Raw genomic sequence first — 14,707 nt, 5'->3', positions numbered from 1 at the left:
GCGCGCCTCTGAATGGCGGCAATTCCCTCCGCGCATGGAGGGACAGACACAGTGCGGGTAAAACTCGTGGGCGTTCATAGCGTCAAGAAGAGACTGGCCGACGGATCGGTCAAAACCTACCACTATGCGTGGCGAGGGGGCCCGGCCATCAAGGCCGATCCAGAAACCGAGCACCGAAAATTCACTGAGGAATACCTGCGGCTGACGCGCGACCGAGAAGACGCGCCCTATCAGGGCTGCATGGCCGAGATCATTCGCGGTTACCTCAAATCCCCACACTACAAAGACCTGAAACCCAGCACCCGTGAGGGCTATGACCTGGCAATCCGCGCCATTGAGGGCGAATTCTACGACATGACGGCAGAGCGGATATCCGCAGCTGGTAGTCGCACCCTATTTCTCGAGTGGCGCGACGAGATGGCAGAGACGCATCCCCGCAAGGCCGACCTCTACATGAGCGTTCTGCAGCGTCTGTTCTGGTTCGCCCTCGACCGTGAGATGATCGAACGCCACCCGTTGGAGCGCATCACCAAGGTAAGCGACGGAACCAGACGAGACATCATCTGGACCGACATGGACATAAAGGCGTTCCGGGAGAAGGCACGCGAGCCACTGGTGCGCGCGATGATGCTGGCCGCATGGACCGGGCAAAGGCAGGGGGATCTGCTCGCCCTCACCTGGTCAGCCTACGACGGGAATGCCATCAGGCTTCGGCAGTCCAAAACCGGCGCCCATGTCGCCGTGAAGGTTTCTGGAGAGCTTCGCGCAGTTCTGGATGCGGCGAAGGCCGAGAACGCCAAACGAGACACGCCAGCAGCAACGATCCTGACGAATCGCAGCGGCAAGCCATGGACCTCCGGTTTCAAGTCTTCGTGGAGGAAAACAGTCGCCGCAGCCGGGATCGAGGGCAAGACATTCCACGACCTGAGGGGGACGTTCGTAACCCTCGCCTACAGAAACGGTGCATCGATTCGTGAGATTGCGGAGATCACCGGGCACGCGGAAAAGGACGCCGAAGGCATCATTCGCAAGCACTATCTGGTGTCGAGCGCGGCTGTGGAAAAGATCGAAACAGGAACGCGTTCTGTAAACCAGCCAGAAAATTGTAAACCAGCAGGTCGCGGCGTCAAATGAACGACGCTGCAACATGCTGAATTATGGAAGAAAAATGGTCGGAGCGGCGGGATTCGAACCCACGACCCCTTGACCCCCAGTCAAGTGCGCTACCGGGCTGCGCTACGCTCCGAACCGGCGCAAGGGATATAGTTTCCGAGGGGGGCGCGCAAGGCCTAAAAATCATTCCGCAGCAAAAAGCCGGCAACGGGGCCGGCTTTCAACAACAAGGATGCGCGGTGGCGATCCGAAACGATCAGCGCACCTGGTCGAGAAGGCGCTTGCACTCCAGGAGATCGAACAGCGCCTCCTGCAAAAGCGCCCTGTTGTCACGCGAAAGGCTCTCCGCATCCGCCGGGACGGGCCCCTCCTGCTCGCCGCGCCCAAGGCCGAAAAAACGCTTGCTCGGCTTCGCTTTCGGAGCGCCAACCAGCACTTCCTCCTCGGAAACCGTCTTTTCCACGTCCGCCTGCTGGCTCTGGGCGATGGCCTCGACCGCCGCCACATCGCCACGACCAATGGCGACGACGAACGGGTTGCCGTTCTCGCGCAGAAGCTTCTGTACGCCCTTGATGGTGTAACCCTGATCGTAGAGCATGTGACGAATGCCCTTGATCAGGTCGATGTCCTGCGGCCGGTAATAGCGGCGTCCACCGCCCCGCTTCAAAGGCTTGATCTGCGAGAACCGCGTTTCCCAGAAACGCAGCACGTGCTGCGGCAGATCGAGTTCTTCGGCGGCTTCGCTGATGGTACGGAAGGCGTCGGGGCTCTTTTCCATGGTCACGCGTCTCCTGCGGGCTGTGGCTCCGACCTGCGTGCGGAGCCCTGCCGAACGATGCGGGCCTCGGAGGGAAACGCAACAGCTTCCAGCCAACGCCCGACGATTCGGGAGTTTAACCAGTTCGTGAGCCTGTCGAAAGCACCACGCGCAATTGTGCACCGTGGTGGCCCTGCGGGGCCGGAAAAGGTCAGGCGCTTTCGCGCGGCTGCCTGTCCTGATGCGCCTTGAGGATACGATCCTTGAGGACGTTGGAAGCCTTGAACGTCATGACGCGACGTGGCGAGATCGGTACTTCCTCGCCGGTCTTCGGGTTGCGGCCGATGCGCTCGTTCTTGTCGCGCACCTGGAAGGTGGCGAAGGAAGAGAGCTTAACGGTCTCGCCGCGAACAACCGCGTCGCAGACTTCCTGCAGAACCATTTCGACAAGCTGGGCGGACTCGGTGCGTGACAGTCCGACTTTCCGATAGACGGCCTCAGCCAGCTCGGCACGCGTCAGTGTCTTTCCCCCCATAGGGCTACCCATCCAAATCTTGAAAATGCTTATGATTTCAATACGCGGCGCTGACGTTACAAAAATTGCTTCGTAACGGTCAAGGACGATGCATGTGATTTGCTGTCGCTACCAGCGCACCAGAACGGCGCCCCAGGTGAATCCGCCGCCCATCGCCTCAAGAAGAACCAGATCGCCCTTCTTGATCTGGCCGTTTTCCACCGCAACGGAAAGCGCCAGCGGCACGGACGCCGCCGAGGTGTTTCCGTGCCTGTCGACGGTGATCACAACCTTCTCCTCGGCAATGCCGAGCTTCTTGGCGGAGGCGTCGATGATGCGGCGGTTGGCCTGGTGCGGCACGAACCAGTCGATATCGTCGGCAGTGATGCCCGTTTTGGCAAACACGTCTTCGATGACGTCGGTGATCATGCCAACGGCATGTTTGAACACTTCGCGGCCCTGCATGCGCAGATGCCCCACCGTGCAGGTGGTCGAGGGCCCGCCATCCACATAGAGCTTGTCGCGCTGGCTGCCATCGGAGCGTAAGGATGCGGCGAGAATGCCGCGATCATCCAGAGAGCCCTCGCCTTCCTGTGCTTCCAGAACGACAGCGCCGGCGCCATCGCCGAAGAGCACGCAGGTGGTGCGGTCGTTCCAGTCAAGAATGCGCGAGAAGGTTTCCGCGCCAATCACCAGCATGCGCTTTGCCTGACCACCGCGAATGTAGAGATCGGCGGTGGTGATGGCATAGACGAAGCCGCTGCACACGGCCTGCATGTCGAACGCGAAACCGCCGCGCATGCCGAGACGTTCCTGAATCTCGACGGCCGTGGCGGGAAACGTGTTGTTGGGGGTCGACGTGGCCAGAATGATCATGTCGATGTCGTCGGCGGTCAGCCCGGCGCTGTCGAGCGCTGCGCGCGCAGCCGCCTCGCCCAGCGACGCCGTGGTCTCGTCTTCCGAAGCGATATGGCGCTGGCGGATACCCGTGCGCTGCACGATCCACTCGTCAGTCGTGTCGACGAGCTTCTCGAATTCCGCATTCTTCATGATGCGGCGGGGCAAAGCGGAGCCAATGCCACGCACGACGGATCTAATCATCACAGCGTCCTATTCATTCACGGCTGCAGCGCCGGCGGCCGGAAGCGGCTGGCGGGCGTGATAAAGGTCAAGAGTGGCGCGCGTCTTGTCGAGCAGATGACTGCGCGCCATTTCATATCCAAGTTCCACGGCGGCAGAGAAGCCTTCAGCGTCGGCGCCACCATGGCTTTTCACCACGATGCCGTTGAGCCCGAGGAAGACGCCGCCATTGATCTTGCGCACATCCATCTTTTCGCCGAGGCGCTGGAAAGCGCCGCGTGCAAACAGATAACCGATGCGCGCCATCATGGTGCGTCCCATCGCCTCGCGGAGATAACCGGCAATCTGACGCGCCGTGCCTTCGGCGGTCTTCAGCGCGATATTGCCGGCGAAACCTTCTGAAACGACCACATCGACCGTGCCCTTGCCGATATCGTCGCCTTCGACAAAACCTTCATAGCGCATGGATTTGAGTGCGGCCTCGCGCAGCATGCGACCGGCTTCGCGCACTTCTTCCTGACCCTTGATCTCTTCAACGCCGACATTGAGCAGGCCCACGGTCGGACGCTCCACGTCGAACAGGGCATTGGCCATGGCAGCGCCCAGAATCGCAAAATCGACGAGCTGCTGGGCGTCTGCGCCAATGGTCGCGCCCACATCGAGCACGATGCTCTCGCTGCGCATGGTCGGCCAGATGGCCGCAATGGCAGGGCGTTCGATATCGGCCATGGTGCGCAGGCAGAATTTCGACATGGCCATCAGCGCGCCGGTATTGCCGGCGGAAACGCAGGCATCCGCATCGCCATTCTTCACCGCTTCGATGGCCTTCCACATGGAAGACTTCCAGCGGCCCTGGCGCAGTGCCTGGCTGGGCTTGTCGTCCATCCGCACCGCGACTTCGCAATGGGTGAACTCGCTCACATCGCGAAGGCCCGGCAGCGCATCAAGCACCGGAACAACGGCGTCTTCACGACCGTATACAAGAAAGCGGGCGTCGGGACGCCGCTCGATGACCTTGGTCAGGCCACGCAGCGTGACCTCGGGACCATGATCCCCACCCATCGCGTCAATCGAAATGCGTACCACGCGTGATTTGCCTCAAACGTTGATCGGTCGCCGGCATCGGCTCAAATGTGCGGCGAAAATAGCGCTTTTGACCGGTGGCACAACCTTGTTTCGCCCATCGGTCACGCAATTCAGCTTTTTTGCCCGAGCTTGCGCAGGCCTTCATAGAGTGGCCCGGCCTCTTTCGGTGCATCATCGCCTGCATCGGGAGCGTCAATAACAGCCCCGGGCTTGCGCGGATAGGGGTCAATGCCAAGCGCGAAGAATTCCTCGGCCAGCGCGCCCACATCAATGATGCTGCCCTGGAAGGGTTCGGGCATGTCCGGCCCCTCCGCATCGAGCACGAACTCGCCGCCATCAATGTCGTTGCGGGCGAGCCGGGAGCCCTCGGGCACCAGCGTGGCCGAGACCTCTTCCTCAATGTGAGTCGTCACCGGCTCCAGCGTGACCACGCAGGACTGTGTGATATCAGCTTCCACCTTTCCGATAATCCGCACGCCATCGGCCTTCCAGGGGCGAACGGTCATTGCGGCGACATAACGCTCAACGGAAAGAAGGTCGTGTTCGGCAGCCAGCGCGCGGCGCTGGTTCTCATCGGCGTTGATCTCAACCGGCATGCCCTTGCGCGGCAGACGGTGGACATTCACCTCGAATGAAACCGGGGATTTCCTGGTGGCGGACATGGTTCAGATCTCCCTTTGTGCGTCAGGGAATGAAATTTCGGCGGCGATCAGCTTTTCCACCGGCTGCGCATCGAGCGCATCGGCGGCTTCCACCGCGTAATCGGCAAGCGGGCGCGCGCCCTGCCAGTTTTCGACATCGGGGCGGATGTTGCGCTGCATGGCGGCTGCCAGCGCCTCGACATCGCCTGCATCGAGCGCATCGCCATAGGCGGCGGCGCGGCCATAGAACATGCGCGCCAGCTTCTTGATGCGCTTGGGCACGCCCAGATCACCGATTCCCAGTTCGCGAATCGCATATTCGACATCGCTGAAAAAGAGATCGGTCAGCTCCTGGGCCGTCTCGCGGACCTTGGGGTCCTCTTCGTTGCGAACGCGGCGCAAAACGAGGATCATGTGCAGCGCAATCATCTCGAAACGGCCAAGTGGCGTGTCCGGCGCTTCCCACTTTGCGTAAAAGACGGGCTGCCGCGAGGCCGCCACGATTCGTTCATACAAGCCGTCAATGACGGTGAGGCGCGAACGCTGCCCAAAGCCAAACAGCTTCTTGAACATGGGAATTGCCCTCCCTCGGGGCTGGTTTGGGACAGGATCAGGTTGCATCGGCGCTTAAGCTGGTTTACCCGTTTTGCCGGCGGGAACAAGGGCTTTCGATTGAAAGCCTTGGCGCCGGGGACGCTATGGAGATGTCGTTGCAGGTGAAAAAAATCAACAGCTATCCTGTCGGACGCACAATTTTGGCGGCCGGGATCGTGGGTTCGGCGGCTGTGCTGTCCGGCTGTAATGTCGCCAACACGCTCAATGCGCGCGAAACGTTGACGCAGGGCTATGTGATCGACCAGCAGGCACTCGAACTCGTGCCGGTGGGTTCCAGCCGCGAGCAGGTTCTCCTGGCGCTTGGTTCGCCCTCCACCACGGCGACCTTCGACAACGAGGCCTTCTACTATATTTCCCAGAAGCGCGTTCGCGGCGCAGCCTTCATGCGCGCACGCCTTGTGGAGCAGCAGGTTCTCGCCGTCTATTTCGGCGATGATGAGCGCGTTTCGAAGATCGCCCATTACGGAATGGAAGACGGCAGGGTCTTCGACTTCATTTCGCGCACCACGCCGACCGGCGGCAAGGAACAGACCTTCATCGGCCAGATTCTCGCCGGCGCATCGAAGGGCGGGCCACCTGCAGGCATGTTCGGCGGCGGCGGCTGATCCGAATCCCGGTTTCAATCGAAAAGCCCGCAGGCGTTGCCTGCGGGCTTTTTCTTTGTCTCTCCTTCCGCCTCCGGAAGTTCCTCGCCCCGCCACCCTTTTGCAGAGCGGCGAGGACGGAGCGCGCCCTGTCAGTGCGCCAGTACGGCCAGCAGAAGAAGCGCGATGATGTTGGTGATCTTGATCATCGGGTTCACGGCCGGGCCTGCGGTGTCCTTGTAGGGATCACCCACCGTATCGCCGGTAACCGACGCCTTGTGCGCCTCCGAGCCCTTTTCATGCTTCACGCCATCGGCGTCCACGAAACCGTCCTCGAAGGATTTCTTGGCATTGTCCCAGGCACCGCCGCCGGCGGTCATGGAAATCGCCACGAAGAGACCGGTCACAATCACGCCCAGAAGCATTGCGCCCAACGCCGAGAAGGCCTCGTTCTTGCCGGCAATCGCATAGACCACGGCGAATGCGACAAGCGGCGAAAGCACCGGCAGGAGCGAAGGAATGATCATTTCCTTGATCGCCGCCCTGGTCAAAAGGTCAACCGCCCGGCCATAATCGGGCTTCTCCCTGCCTTCCATGATGCCCGGCTTCTCGCGGAACTGCCGGCGCACCTCCTGTACGATCGCGCCCCCTGCCCGGCCAACGGCCGTCATGGAGAGGCCACCGAACAGGAATGGCAGCAGACCGCCAAACAGAAGGCCGACCACCACATATGGATTGGAGAGCGAGAAATCGACGGTGACGCCTTCAAAGAAGGTGCCCGGCTCCGCATTGGCCGCGAAGAATTTGAGATCCTCCGTATAGGCCGCGAACAGAACCAGTGCGCCGAGACCCGCCGAACCGATGGCATAGCCCTTGGTCACCGCCTTGGTCGTGTTGCCCACCGCGTCGAGCGCATCGGTCGTCTGACGCACTTCGCTTGGCAGATCCGCCATTTCGGCAATGCCGCCGGCATTGTCCGTCACCGGGCCGAACGCATCGAGCGCCACCACCATGCCGGCCAGCGCCAGCATCGTCGTCACCGCGATGGCGATGCCGAACAGGCCCGCCAGATTGAACGACAGGATGATGCCGGCAATGATGACGATGGCCGGCAGCGCCGTCGCCTCAAGCGAGACGGCGAGGCCCTGAATGACATTGGTGCCGTGCCCGGTCACCGACGCCTGGCTGATGGAGCGGACCGGCCGATAGCCGACGCCCGTATAATATTCGGTGATCCAGATGATGAGGCCGGTCACACCGAGCCCCACCACGCCGCACCAGAAGAGCGATGCGCCGGTGAACTCCGATCCATTGCTGGCCGAGAACGCGGTCGAGCCGCCAAGCCAGCCCCAGATGATGATCGCAAGCGCCACGACCGACAGACCGGCGGTGGCCCAGAAGCCCTTGTAAAGCGCGCCCATGATGGAATTGTTGGAACCAAGCTTCACGAAGAAGGTGCCGATGATCGAGGTAACGACACAGGCAGCGCCAATCACCAGCGGGAAGAGCATCAGCGTCAGCGCCGTCTCGCCCGTAAAGAAGATCGAGGCGAGCACCATGGTGGCCACGACCGTCACCACATAGGTTTCGAACAGATCGGCGGCCATGCCGGCGCAGTCACCGACATTGTCGCCCACATTGTCGGCGATGGTGGCCGGGTTGCGCGGATCATCTTCGGGAATGCCCGCCTCCACCTTGCCCACGAGATCGCCGCCGACATCTGCCCCCTTGGTGAAGATGCCGCCGCCGAGACGCGCGAAAATGGAGATCAGCGACGCGCCGAAACCGAGCGCGACCATAGCGTCGATGACGATGCGGTCCGTCGGTGCGTGACCGAGCGGGCCGGTGAGTATCCAGAAATAGACTGACACGCCGAGCAGTGCGAGACCGGCGACCAGAAGGCCGGTGATCGCGCCCGACTTGAAGGCGATGTCGAGGCCGGCTGCGAGGCTGTTGGATGCGGCCTGCGCCGTGCGCACATTGGCGCGCACCGAAACATGCATGCCGATGAAGCCTGCGGCGGCGGAGAGAACCGCACCGATGAGGAAGCCGATGGCCGCCACGCCGGTGAGCAGCCACCATGCGAGAATGAAGACCACGACGCCAACAATGGCGACGGTGGTGTACTGCCTTGTCAAATAAGCCTGCGCACCCTCACGGATGGCGCCGGCGATTTCCTGCATGCGTGCATTGCCCTGGTCGGCGGCCAGCACCGACCGGGTTGCCCAAATGGCATAGAGTACGGAAAGCACGCCGCAGGCGATGACCACGAAAAGCATGTTCATTGCCAATCTATCCCTTGATTTCGACCCGCAGTTGGAACCCCCTCCCGGGTCATGCTGGAAAGGCCGGCGGCATTTGCGCCCTCTCCGGCCCAATCCGCGCAGCTTGGTCGAAGCCGTGACGCACCGTCAAGGTTGTGCTGGGATAAATTGTCACACCTCCCGGAAAGACCAGATGCTTTCCAGGAGATGTCAGCGCCGGTTGAAGCGGCCTCAGGCGGCCTGCTTCGTGCGCTTGCTCATAGCCAGAATGCCAAGAGCCACAAGGCATGTGGCCGCAACCGGGATAACGATCCAGGCAAGCATGTTCCAGCCGAAGGCGTTGTAGATCTGGCCCGACATCAGGGAGGCGAAAGCAGTGGTGGAGAACAGGATGAAGTCGTGCACACCCTGCACGCTGCTCTTCTCCGACGAGCGGTAGCACTCGGCAACCATGGCGGTCGCGCCGATGAAACCGAAGTTCCAGCCGATGCCCAGCAGGATCAAGGCCGTCCAGAACTGCCACAGCTCAATGCCCGAAAGCGCAACGATGGCGCAGCCGATAAGCGTGACGAGGCCCGTCGCGACAATGGTTTCCTTGCCGAAGCGGGCGATCAGCCGGCCGGTGATGAAGCTCGGCGCGAACATCGCCATGACGTGCCAGGAAATGCCCAGCGTTGCCTCGTCCGGCGTAAAGCCGCAGCCAACCATGGCCAGCGGCGCGCCGGTCATGACGAAGCTCATCAGCGCGTAGGAAGCCACGCCGCAGAACAGCGAGACCAGGAAGCGCGGCTGCAACAGGATCTGCGCCAGCGGCCTTGCCGGCTCATGATCGTCAAGCGTTGCCGAGGGCGCTTCCTTGGGGAGACGCAGGAAAGACAGGATGACCGTGCCTAAAAGACCAAGACCGATCAGCGCGGCAAACGCGCCCGCGAACATGATCGGCGCGAACAGGTCGCGCGTGTAGATGACGGTCTGCGGTCCGATGATCGCGGCAAACACACCGCCGCCCAGCACCCAGGAAATGGCGCGCGGCTTGAAATCGGCCGGCGCATTGTCTGCGGCTGCGAAGCGGTATTGCTGCAGGAAGGCGTTGCCGACGCCGACAAGCATCAAGCCGAAGGCAAAGAGCCAGAAACTGCTCTGGAAGAGCGCGCTCGCCGCGACGAAACCGCCACAGGCGGTGACAAGACCGCCGGCCATGAAGCCATTGCGGCGACCGACGGCGCGCATGAGTGCAGCGGCGGGAAGCGCGCCAAGCGCGATGCCGACATTGAAGCCGGTGACGGGCGCGGTTGCGAGCGACTTGTCGCTGCCAAGGAGATAGAAGCCCGCGAGGCCGCCCATGGAAATGGCGATCGGGGCAGCGGAGCCGACGATGGCCTGGGCGGAAGCGAGGATTAATGCAGTGCGTTTCGCCTCACGGTACAGGTCATCGCGCGTTCCAGTCATTCCTTGTCTTTCCCCCTGCCCTCATCACGGCTGCGCCGGGCGACCCGGTCGAGCACGGCATTGACGAGCTTGGGCTCGTCCTCGGTGTAGAACGCCTTGGCGATGTCCACATATTCGGAAACGATCACCGCGACCGGCACATCCCGGCGGCGCGTCAGCTCGAACACACCGGCGCGCAGAATGGCGCGCAGGGTCGAATCGAGCCGTGACAGCGGCCAGTCTTCGGTCAGCGATTTGCGGATCACCGGGTCGATGGTTTTCTGGTCTTCCACCACACCCGCCAGAATGGCGCGGAACCACTGCGGATCGGCATCGCGGTAAAGCTCGCCGTCGATCTCCTTGCCGAGCCGGAAAAGCTCGTATTCAGCGGTGGTTTCCAGAAGGCCGGTGCCGGCCACATCCATCTGGTAAAGCGCCTGAACGGCGGCCAGCCGTGCGGCGCCGCGTTTGTTGGCCGGGCGAAAGCCGTCTGCGGTCGGTACGGTCACATCAAGCTCCCAGGCGCTGTTTGAGCGCAATCATCGTCAGTGCCGCTTCGGCGGCGAAATGTCCCTTGCCCATGCTCTCGCCGCTGGTGCCTTCGCTCTGTTCGATGCGGGCCAGAGCCTGCGCTTCGTTCTCGACGGTCAGGATACCATTGCCGATGGCAAGGTTCTGCTGCACCGAAAGGTCCATCAGCGCACGGCTCGACTCGTTGGCCACTACGTCAAAATGATAAGTCTCACCACGGATGACGCAGCCAAGCGCCACATAGCCGTGATAGACAGGGCCACCATTGCCGGACGCGGCAAAGGCGATTGCAGCCGGCACTTCAAGCGCGCCAGGCACAGTCACCACATCATAGTCGGCACCGGCTGCCTCAAGCGCGGCTTTCGCGCCTTCCAGCAGGCCATCGGCCAGGTGGTCGTAAAAACGGGCTTCGACGATCAGCAGCCTCAGGGGGCGCGCATCGGCCATGGTCATTCTCCGCACGGCAAACAATTCAGAAAGAGAAGCGCTGCCTTAAGCCTCTTTGGCGGCATCCGCAAGACGTGCGGCGTAACGCGCCATCGTATCGACCTCGATATTCACCCGGTCGCCCACCGCGCGCTGCCCCCAGGTGGTGACCGCAAGCGAGTGATGAATGAGGAGAACATCGAACCGAACACCCTCGACACGGTTGACCGTGAGGGATGTGCCGTCCAGCGCCACCGAGCCTTTCGGCGCGATGAATTTGGCGAGTTCTTTCGGCGCTTCCAGCACAAAACGGACCGCTTCGCCCTCATCCCGGCGCTCGACGATTTCGGCCATGCCGTCCACATGGCCCGAGACAATATGTCCGCCCAGCTCGTCGCCCACCTTGAGCGCGCGTTCCAGGTTGATGCGCTGGCCGGACTGCCAGTCGGAAACCGTGGTCAGCCGCAGCGCCTCTTCCCAGGCTTCCACCTCGAACCAGCGGGTGTTCGCGCCCTCTTCAGGCAGTTTCACCACGGTGAGGCAGACACCCGAACAGGCGATGGACGCACCGATGTCGATGGTCGCCGGATCGTAATTCGTCTCGATGCGCAGGAGCACGCCCTCATCACGCGGGGTGACCGATTGCACGGTGCCGATATCAGTGACAATGCCGGTGAACATCAGCCGCCTTTCACATATTCGCGGTAAACATCTTCGCCGAACCGCGCCTCGCGCAGCAGGCCGAAACCTTCGGGGATATGGTCGAAATCGACTGGCGCGGCAATTCCACCAGCCCCGATTTCGGATGGCCCAGAAAAGAGCGCAAGCCGGTCGACCAGCCCTTCTTCAAGGAACCGTCTGGCGGTGAAGGCACCGCCCTCGACCATGAGCGTTGCAATGCCGCGCGCCGCCAGGTCTTCAAGAAGTTCTGGCAGCGCAATCTGGCCTTCATGTACTTCGACTCCGAGAAAATCGACGCCCGCCCCGGCCAGCGCCCTGCGTTTGTCGCTCGGGCAATCACTGGCGGCTGTCAGAAGAACCGGCACCTCGCGGGCCGTGCGCGCCAGAGCCGAGTTTGTCGGCAGCTTCATGTCGCGATCAAGAACGATACGCAGCGGCGAGCGCGCCTGAAGCCCCGGCAGGCGGCAGGTCAGAGACGGATCGTCAGCCAGCGCCGTGCCGATGCCGACAAGGATCGCATCGCTTTCGGCCCGCATCATGTGCACCTGCCGGCGCGAAGCGGGACCGGTGATGGCGATCTGCCCCTCCCCCATGCGGCCAATCATGCCGTCAGCCGATAAGGCAAGCTTGAGAGTCACTTCCGGGCGTTTTTTCTCGGAGCGCATGAGATAGCCGCGCAGCATGTCTGCCGCTTCGTCGGCCAGAACGCCCTCCACAACCTCAATGCCCGCCTCGCGCAGAATGGCGTAGCCATTGCCGCTGACGCGGGGGTCGGGATCGGCGGCAGCGCCCACAACGCGGGCAATGCCGGCATTCACCAGCGCATTGGCGCAGGGTGGCGTGCGGCCATGATGGGCACAGGGTTCGAGCGTGACATAGGCGGTCGCGCCGCGTGCAGCCTCGCCCGCCTCCGCCAGCGCCTGCGGTTCGGCATGGGGACGACCGCCAATGGCCGTCACGCCGCGCCCGACAATCTGCGGGCCGGCGCCATCGTCGCGGACGATCAGTGTTCCAACGGAGGGATTGGTTCCGGCAAGGCCCATATGCCGGCGTGAAAGCCGGATGGCCGCCGCCATGAAACGCCGGTCGAGATCGCTGGCCGACGCCCTGCCGGTGTCCATCCTATCCCTCGTTTTCCTCATTGCCTTTCAGCTCGCCAAGAACGTCCTGGAAATCCTTGGCTTCGCGGAAATTGCGATAAACGGAGGCGAAGCGCACATAGGCAATGTCATCGAGCACTTTCAGCGCATCAATGACCAGAAGGCCGATATCATCGGAGGGGATCTCCGTCTCGCCGGAGCTTTCCAGCTGGCGCACGATGCCGGTGACCGCACGCTCGATGCGCTCCGGCTCGACATTGCGCTTTCTGAGCGCGATGTCGAAGGAACGCATCAGCTTGTCGCGGTCAAACGGCACCTTGCGGCCCGACCGCTTGACCACCACCAGATCGCGCAGCTGAATGCGCTCAAATGTGGTGAAGCGCCCGCCGCAATCGGGACAGGCGCGCCGTCTGCGGATTGCCGCCCCGTCTTCTGCGGGGCGGGAATCCTTTACCTGTGTGTCTTCCGACTGACAGTACGGACAGCGCATATCGGGCCCTTGTTCACGAATCCATTCGTGACAGGCTTACCCCAGATAGGGGTAGAGCGGGAAGCGCTCGGTGAGCGCGATCACCTTGTCCTTCACAGCCTGCTCGACCTGAGCATTGCCTTCGTCGGAATTGGCGACCTTGAGGCCGTCCAGAACCTCGGCGATCAGCTGGCCGATCTCGCGGAACTCGGCAGCGCCGAAACCGCGCGTCGTGCCGGCCGGCGTGCCAAGACGGATGCCGGAGGTGACGAAGGGCTTTTCAGGGTCGAACGGAATGCCGTTCTTGTTACAGGTGATGTTGGCACGGCCAAGAGCTGCCTCGGCGCGCTTGCCCGTGGCGTTCTTCGGGCGCAGGTCGACCAGCATCAGATGGTTGTCAGTGCCGCCGGACACGATGTCGAGACCGGTGTCCTTCAGGCTCTCGGCCAGCGCACGGGCGTTCGTGACGACGTTGCGCGCATAGGTCTTGAACTCAGGCTCAAGCGCCTCGCCCAGAGCAACTGCCTTGGCTGCGATGACGTGCATCAGGGGGCCGCCCTGAAGACCCGGGAAGACGGCGGAGTTGAACTTCTTCGCCAGCGCCTCGTCATTGGTCAGGATCATGCCGCCACGCGGGCCGCGCAGCGATTTGTGCGTGGTGGTGGTGACCACATGGGCGTGCGGCAGCGGCGACGGATGCTCTCCAGCGGCCACGAGACCTGCAATGTGGGCCATGTCGACCATGAGCCATGCGCCAACCTCGTCGGCGATCTCGCGGAAACGCTTCCAGTCCCACACGCGCGAATAGGCGGTGCCGCCGGCAAGGATCAGTTTCGGCTTGTGTTCCTTTGCAAGACGCTCCACCTCGTCCATGTCGAGCAGGTGGTCGTCCTTGCGAACGCCGTAGGAGATCGGGTTGAACCACTTGCCGGACATGTTGACCGGGGAACCGTGCGTCAGGTGTCCACCGGAATTCAGGTCGAGGCCCATGAAGCTGTCGCCCGGCTGCAGAAGCGCGAGGAAGACGGCCTGGTTCATCTGCGAACCGGAATTCGGCTGAACGTTGGCGAAGGCGCAGCCGAACAGCTTCTTGGCGCGCTCGATCGCCAGTTCCTCGACGATATCGACATACTGGCAACCGCCATAATACCGCTTGCCCGGATAACCTTCCGCGTATTTGTTCGTCAGCACCGTACCCTGCGCTTCCATCACAGCGCGCGAAACGATGTTTTCCGAGGCGATCAGCTCGATTTCGTGACGCTGACGGCCCAGTTCCTGACGGATTGCGGCAAAGATTTCCTGGTCGCTGTCTTCGAGCGGGCGGGTGAAGAAGGCATCGGCCTCGCTTGAAGCGGCGGCGGTCGCAAGTGCCATGGCGGTTTATTCCCTTCGATGATGGATCAAATGCGGAAGACGGG

At 62.3% G+C, this 14,707-nt stretch carries 16 protein-coding genes and 1 tRNA gene; 2 read left to right on the top strand and 15 right to left on the bottom strand.

From position 1 onward, the window contains the following. The first annotated feature begins 51 nt into the window (after positions 1-51). The gene (locus ACRTG1_RS21700; protein ID WP_432517147.1) at positions 52-1,134 is read left to right on the top strand and encodes a tyrosine-type recombinase/integrase; all 1,083 of its coding nucleotides are present in this window, start codon (positions 52-54) and stop codon (positions 1,132-1,134) included. Between the two features lie 35 nt (positions 1,135-1,169). On the opposite strand, the gene ACRTG1_RS21695 is transcribed toward ACRTG1_RS21700, so the two are convergent. The 7 genes from ACRTG1_RS21695 to ACRTG1_RS21665 all read right to left on the bottom strand — a co-directional run bounded on the left by ACRTG1_RS21695 (position 1,170) and on the right by ACRTG1_RS21665 (position 5,764). Beyond that, a tRNA-Pro gene (locus ACRTG1_RS21695) sits at positions 1,170-1,246 on the bottom strand. Positions 1,247-1,369: 123 nt separating this feature from the next. Further along, positions 1,370-1,891, bottom strand: a complete 522-nt coding sequence (locus ACRTG1_RS21690) for a MerR family transcriptional regulator (protein WP_113154902.1) — start codon at positions 1,889-1,891, stop codon at positions 1,370-1,372. A 190-nt stretch (positions 1,892-2,081) separates the two neighbouring features. Beyond that, positions 2,082-2,405 (bottom strand): integration host factor subunit alpha, encoded by a 324-nt coding sequence (locus tag ACRTG1_RS21685; protein WP_113154901.1) that lies wholly within the window; start codon positions 2,403-2,405, stop codon positions 2,082-2,084. A gap of 108 nt (positions 2,406-2,513) precedes the next feature. Beyond that, positions 2,514-3,485: a beta-ketoacyl-ACP synthase III gene (locus ACRTG1_RS21680; RefSeq protein ID WP_113154900.1), complete on the bottom strand. Its 972-nt coding sequence runs from the start codon at positions 3,483-3,485 to the stop codon at positions 2,514-2,516. A gap of 9 nt (positions 3,486-3,494) precedes the next feature. Then, entirely contained in the window at positions 3,495-4,550 is a 1,056-nt protein-coding gene (plsX, locus tag ACRTG1_RS21675; protein ID WP_113154899.1) for a phosphate acyltransferase PlsX, read from the bottom strand. Positions 4,551-4,660: 110 nt separating this feature from the next. Beyond that, positions 4,661-5,212 carry a YceD family protein gene (locus ACRTG1_RS21670; protein ID WP_206546700.1) on the bottom strand — a complete coding sequence of 184 codons (552 nt, stop codon included), beginning with the start codon at positions 5,210-5,212 and terminating at the stop codon, positions 4,661-4,663. A gap of 3 nt (positions 5,213-5,215) precedes the next feature. Further along, positions 5,216-5,764 (bottom strand): ubiquinol-cytochrome C chaperone family protein, encoded by a 549-nt coding sequence (locus ACRTG1_RS21665; RefSeq protein WP_206549233.1) that lies wholly within the window; start codon positions 5,762-5,764, stop codon positions 5,216-5,218. A gap of 125 nt (positions 5,765-5,889) precedes the next feature. On the opposite strand from ACRTG1_RS21665, the gene ACRTG1_RS21660 reads away from it, so the two are divergent. Further along, the gene (locus ACRTG1_RS21660; RefSeq protein WP_206549232.1) at positions 5,890-6,411 is read left to right on the top strand and encodes an outer membrane protein assembly factor BamE; all 522 of its coding nucleotides are present in this window, start codon (positions 5,890-5,892) and stop codon (positions 6,409-6,411) included. Between the two features lie 131 nt (positions 6,412-6,542). Here ACRTG1_RS21660 and ACRTG1_RS21655 read toward each other — a convergent pair whose 3' ends face one another. From ACRTG1_RS21655 to glyA, 8 genes are all read right to left on the bottom strand, one after another. After that, the gene (locus ACRTG1_RS21655; RefSeq protein WP_113154895.1) at positions 6,543-8,675 is read right to left on the bottom strand and encodes a sodium-translocating pyrophosphatase; all 2,133 of its coding nucleotides are present in this window, start codon (positions 8,673-8,675) and stop codon (positions 6,543-6,545) included. A gap of 210 nt (positions 8,676-8,885) precedes the next feature. Next, positions 8,886-10,103, bottom strand: coding sequence for an MFS transporter (locus ACRTG1_RS21650; RefSeq protein WP_206549230.1), 1,218 nt, complete (start codon positions 10,101-10,103; stop codon positions 8,886-8,888). Beyond that, complete coding sequence (nusB, locus tag ACRTG1_RS21645; RefSeq protein WP_113154893.1) at positions 10,100-10,591, bottom strand: transcription antitermination factor NusB; 492 nt, start codon at positions 10,589-10,591, stop codon at positions 10,100-10,102. The genes ACRTG1_RS21650 and nusB overlap by 4 nt, the downstream gene beginning before the upstream one ends. A gap of 1 nt (position 10,592) precedes the next feature. Next, the gene (gene ribH / locus ACRTG1_RS21640) at positions 10,593-11,060 is read right to left on the bottom strand and encodes a 6,7-dimethyl-8-ribityllumazine synthase (RefSeq protein WP_206546703.1); all 468 of its coding nucleotides are present in this window, start codon (positions 11,058-11,060) and stop codon (positions 10,593-10,595) included. A gap of 45 nt (positions 11,061-11,105) precedes the next feature. Beyond that, positions 11,106-11,720, bottom strand: a complete 615-nt coding sequence (locus tag ACRTG1_RS21635) for a riboflavin synthase (protein WP_299941101.1) — start codon at positions 11,718-11,720, stop codon at positions 11,106-11,108. Continuing rightward, a complete protein-coding gene (gene ribD / locus ACRTG1_RS21630; protein ID WP_297557731.1) occupies positions 11,720-12,841 on the bottom strand; it encodes a bifunctional diaminohydroxyphosphoribosylaminopyrimidine deaminase/5-amino-6-(5-phosphoribosylamino)uracil reductase RibD in 1,122 nt (373 codons plus the stop codon). Before ribD ends, ACRTG1_RS21635 begins: the two co-directional genes overlap by 1 nt. A gap of 1 nt (position 12,842) precedes the next feature. After that, positions 12,843-13,310: a transcriptional regulator NrdR gene (gene nrdR, locus ACRTG1_RS21625; RefSeq protein WP_113154889.1), complete on the bottom strand. Its 468-nt coding sequence runs from the start codon at positions 13,308-13,310 to the stop codon at positions 12,843-12,845. A 36-nt stretch (positions 13,311-13,346) separates the two neighbouring features. After that, positions 13,347-14,663: a serine hydroxymethyltransferase gene (gene glyA, locus ACRTG1_RS21620; protein ID WP_113154888.1), complete on the bottom strand. Its 1,317-nt coding sequence runs from the start codon at positions 14,661-14,663 to the stop codon at positions 13,347-13,349. Positions 14,664-14,707: the final 44 nt, after the last annotated feature.

This window comes from Nitratireductor sp. PBL-C9, assembly GCF_050877045.1.
Classification (GTDB): domain Bacteria; phylum Pseudomonadota; class Alphaproteobacteria; order Rhizobiales; family Rhizobiaceae; genus Nitratireductor; species Nitratireductor aquimarinus.
Note: the sequence above shows the minus strand (reverse complement) of the source record. Positions and strands in the feature narration are given on the sequence as shown.

Coding starts and splice junctions, on each gene's coding strand:
- ACRTG1_RS21690 (WP_113154902.1), bottom strand. CDS start 1,891: ATGGAAAAGAGCCCCGACGCCTTCCGTACCATCAGCGAAGCCGCCGAA.
- ACRTG1_RS21685 (WP_113154901.1), bottom strand. CDS start 2,405: ATGGGGGGAAAGACACTGACGCGTGCCGAGCTGGCTGAGGCCGTCTAT.
- ACRTG1_RS21680 (WP_113154900.1), bottom strand. CDS start 3,485: ATGATTAGATCCGTCGTGCGTGGCATTGGCTCCGCTTTGCCCCGCCGC.
- ACRTG1_RS21670 (WP_206546700.1), bottom strand. CDS start 5,212: ATGTCCGCCACCAGGAAATCCCCGGTTTCATTCGAGGTGAATGTCCAC.
- ACRTG1_RS21665 (WP_206549233.1), bottom strand. CDS start 5,764: ATGTTCAAGAAGCTGTTTGGCTTTGGGCAGCGTTCGCGCCTCACCGTC.
- ACRTG1_RS21660 (WP_206549232.1), top strand. CDS start 5,890: ATGGAGATGTCGTTGCAGGTGAAAAAAATCAACAGCTATCCTGTCGGA.
- ACRTG1_RS21655 (WP_113154895.1), bottom strand. CDS start 8,675: ATGAACATGCTTTTCGTGGTCATCGCCTGCGGCGTGCTTTCCGTACTC.
- ACRTG1_RS21650 (WP_206549230.1), bottom strand. CDS start 10,103: ATGACTGGAACGCGCGATGACCTGTACCGTGAGGCGAAACGCACTGCA.
- ribH (WP_206546703.1), bottom strand. CDS start 11,060: ATGGCCGATGCGCGCCCCCTGAGGCTGCTGATCGTCGAAGCCCGTTTT.
- ACRTG1_RS21635 (WP_299941101.1), bottom strand. CDS start 11,720: ATGTTCACCGGCATTGTCACTGATATCGGCACCGTGCAATCGGTCACC.
- ribD (WP_297557731.1), bottom strand. CDS start 12,841: ATGGACACCGGCAGGGCGTCGGCCAGCGATCTCGACCGGCGTTTCATG.
- nrdR (WP_113154889.1), bottom strand. CDS start 13,310: ATGCGCTGTCCGTACTGTCAGTCGGAAGACACACAGGTAAAGGATTCC.
- glyA (WP_113154888.1), bottom strand. CDS start 14,663: ATGGCACTTGCGACCGCCGCCGCTTCAAGCGAGGCCGATGCCTTCTTC.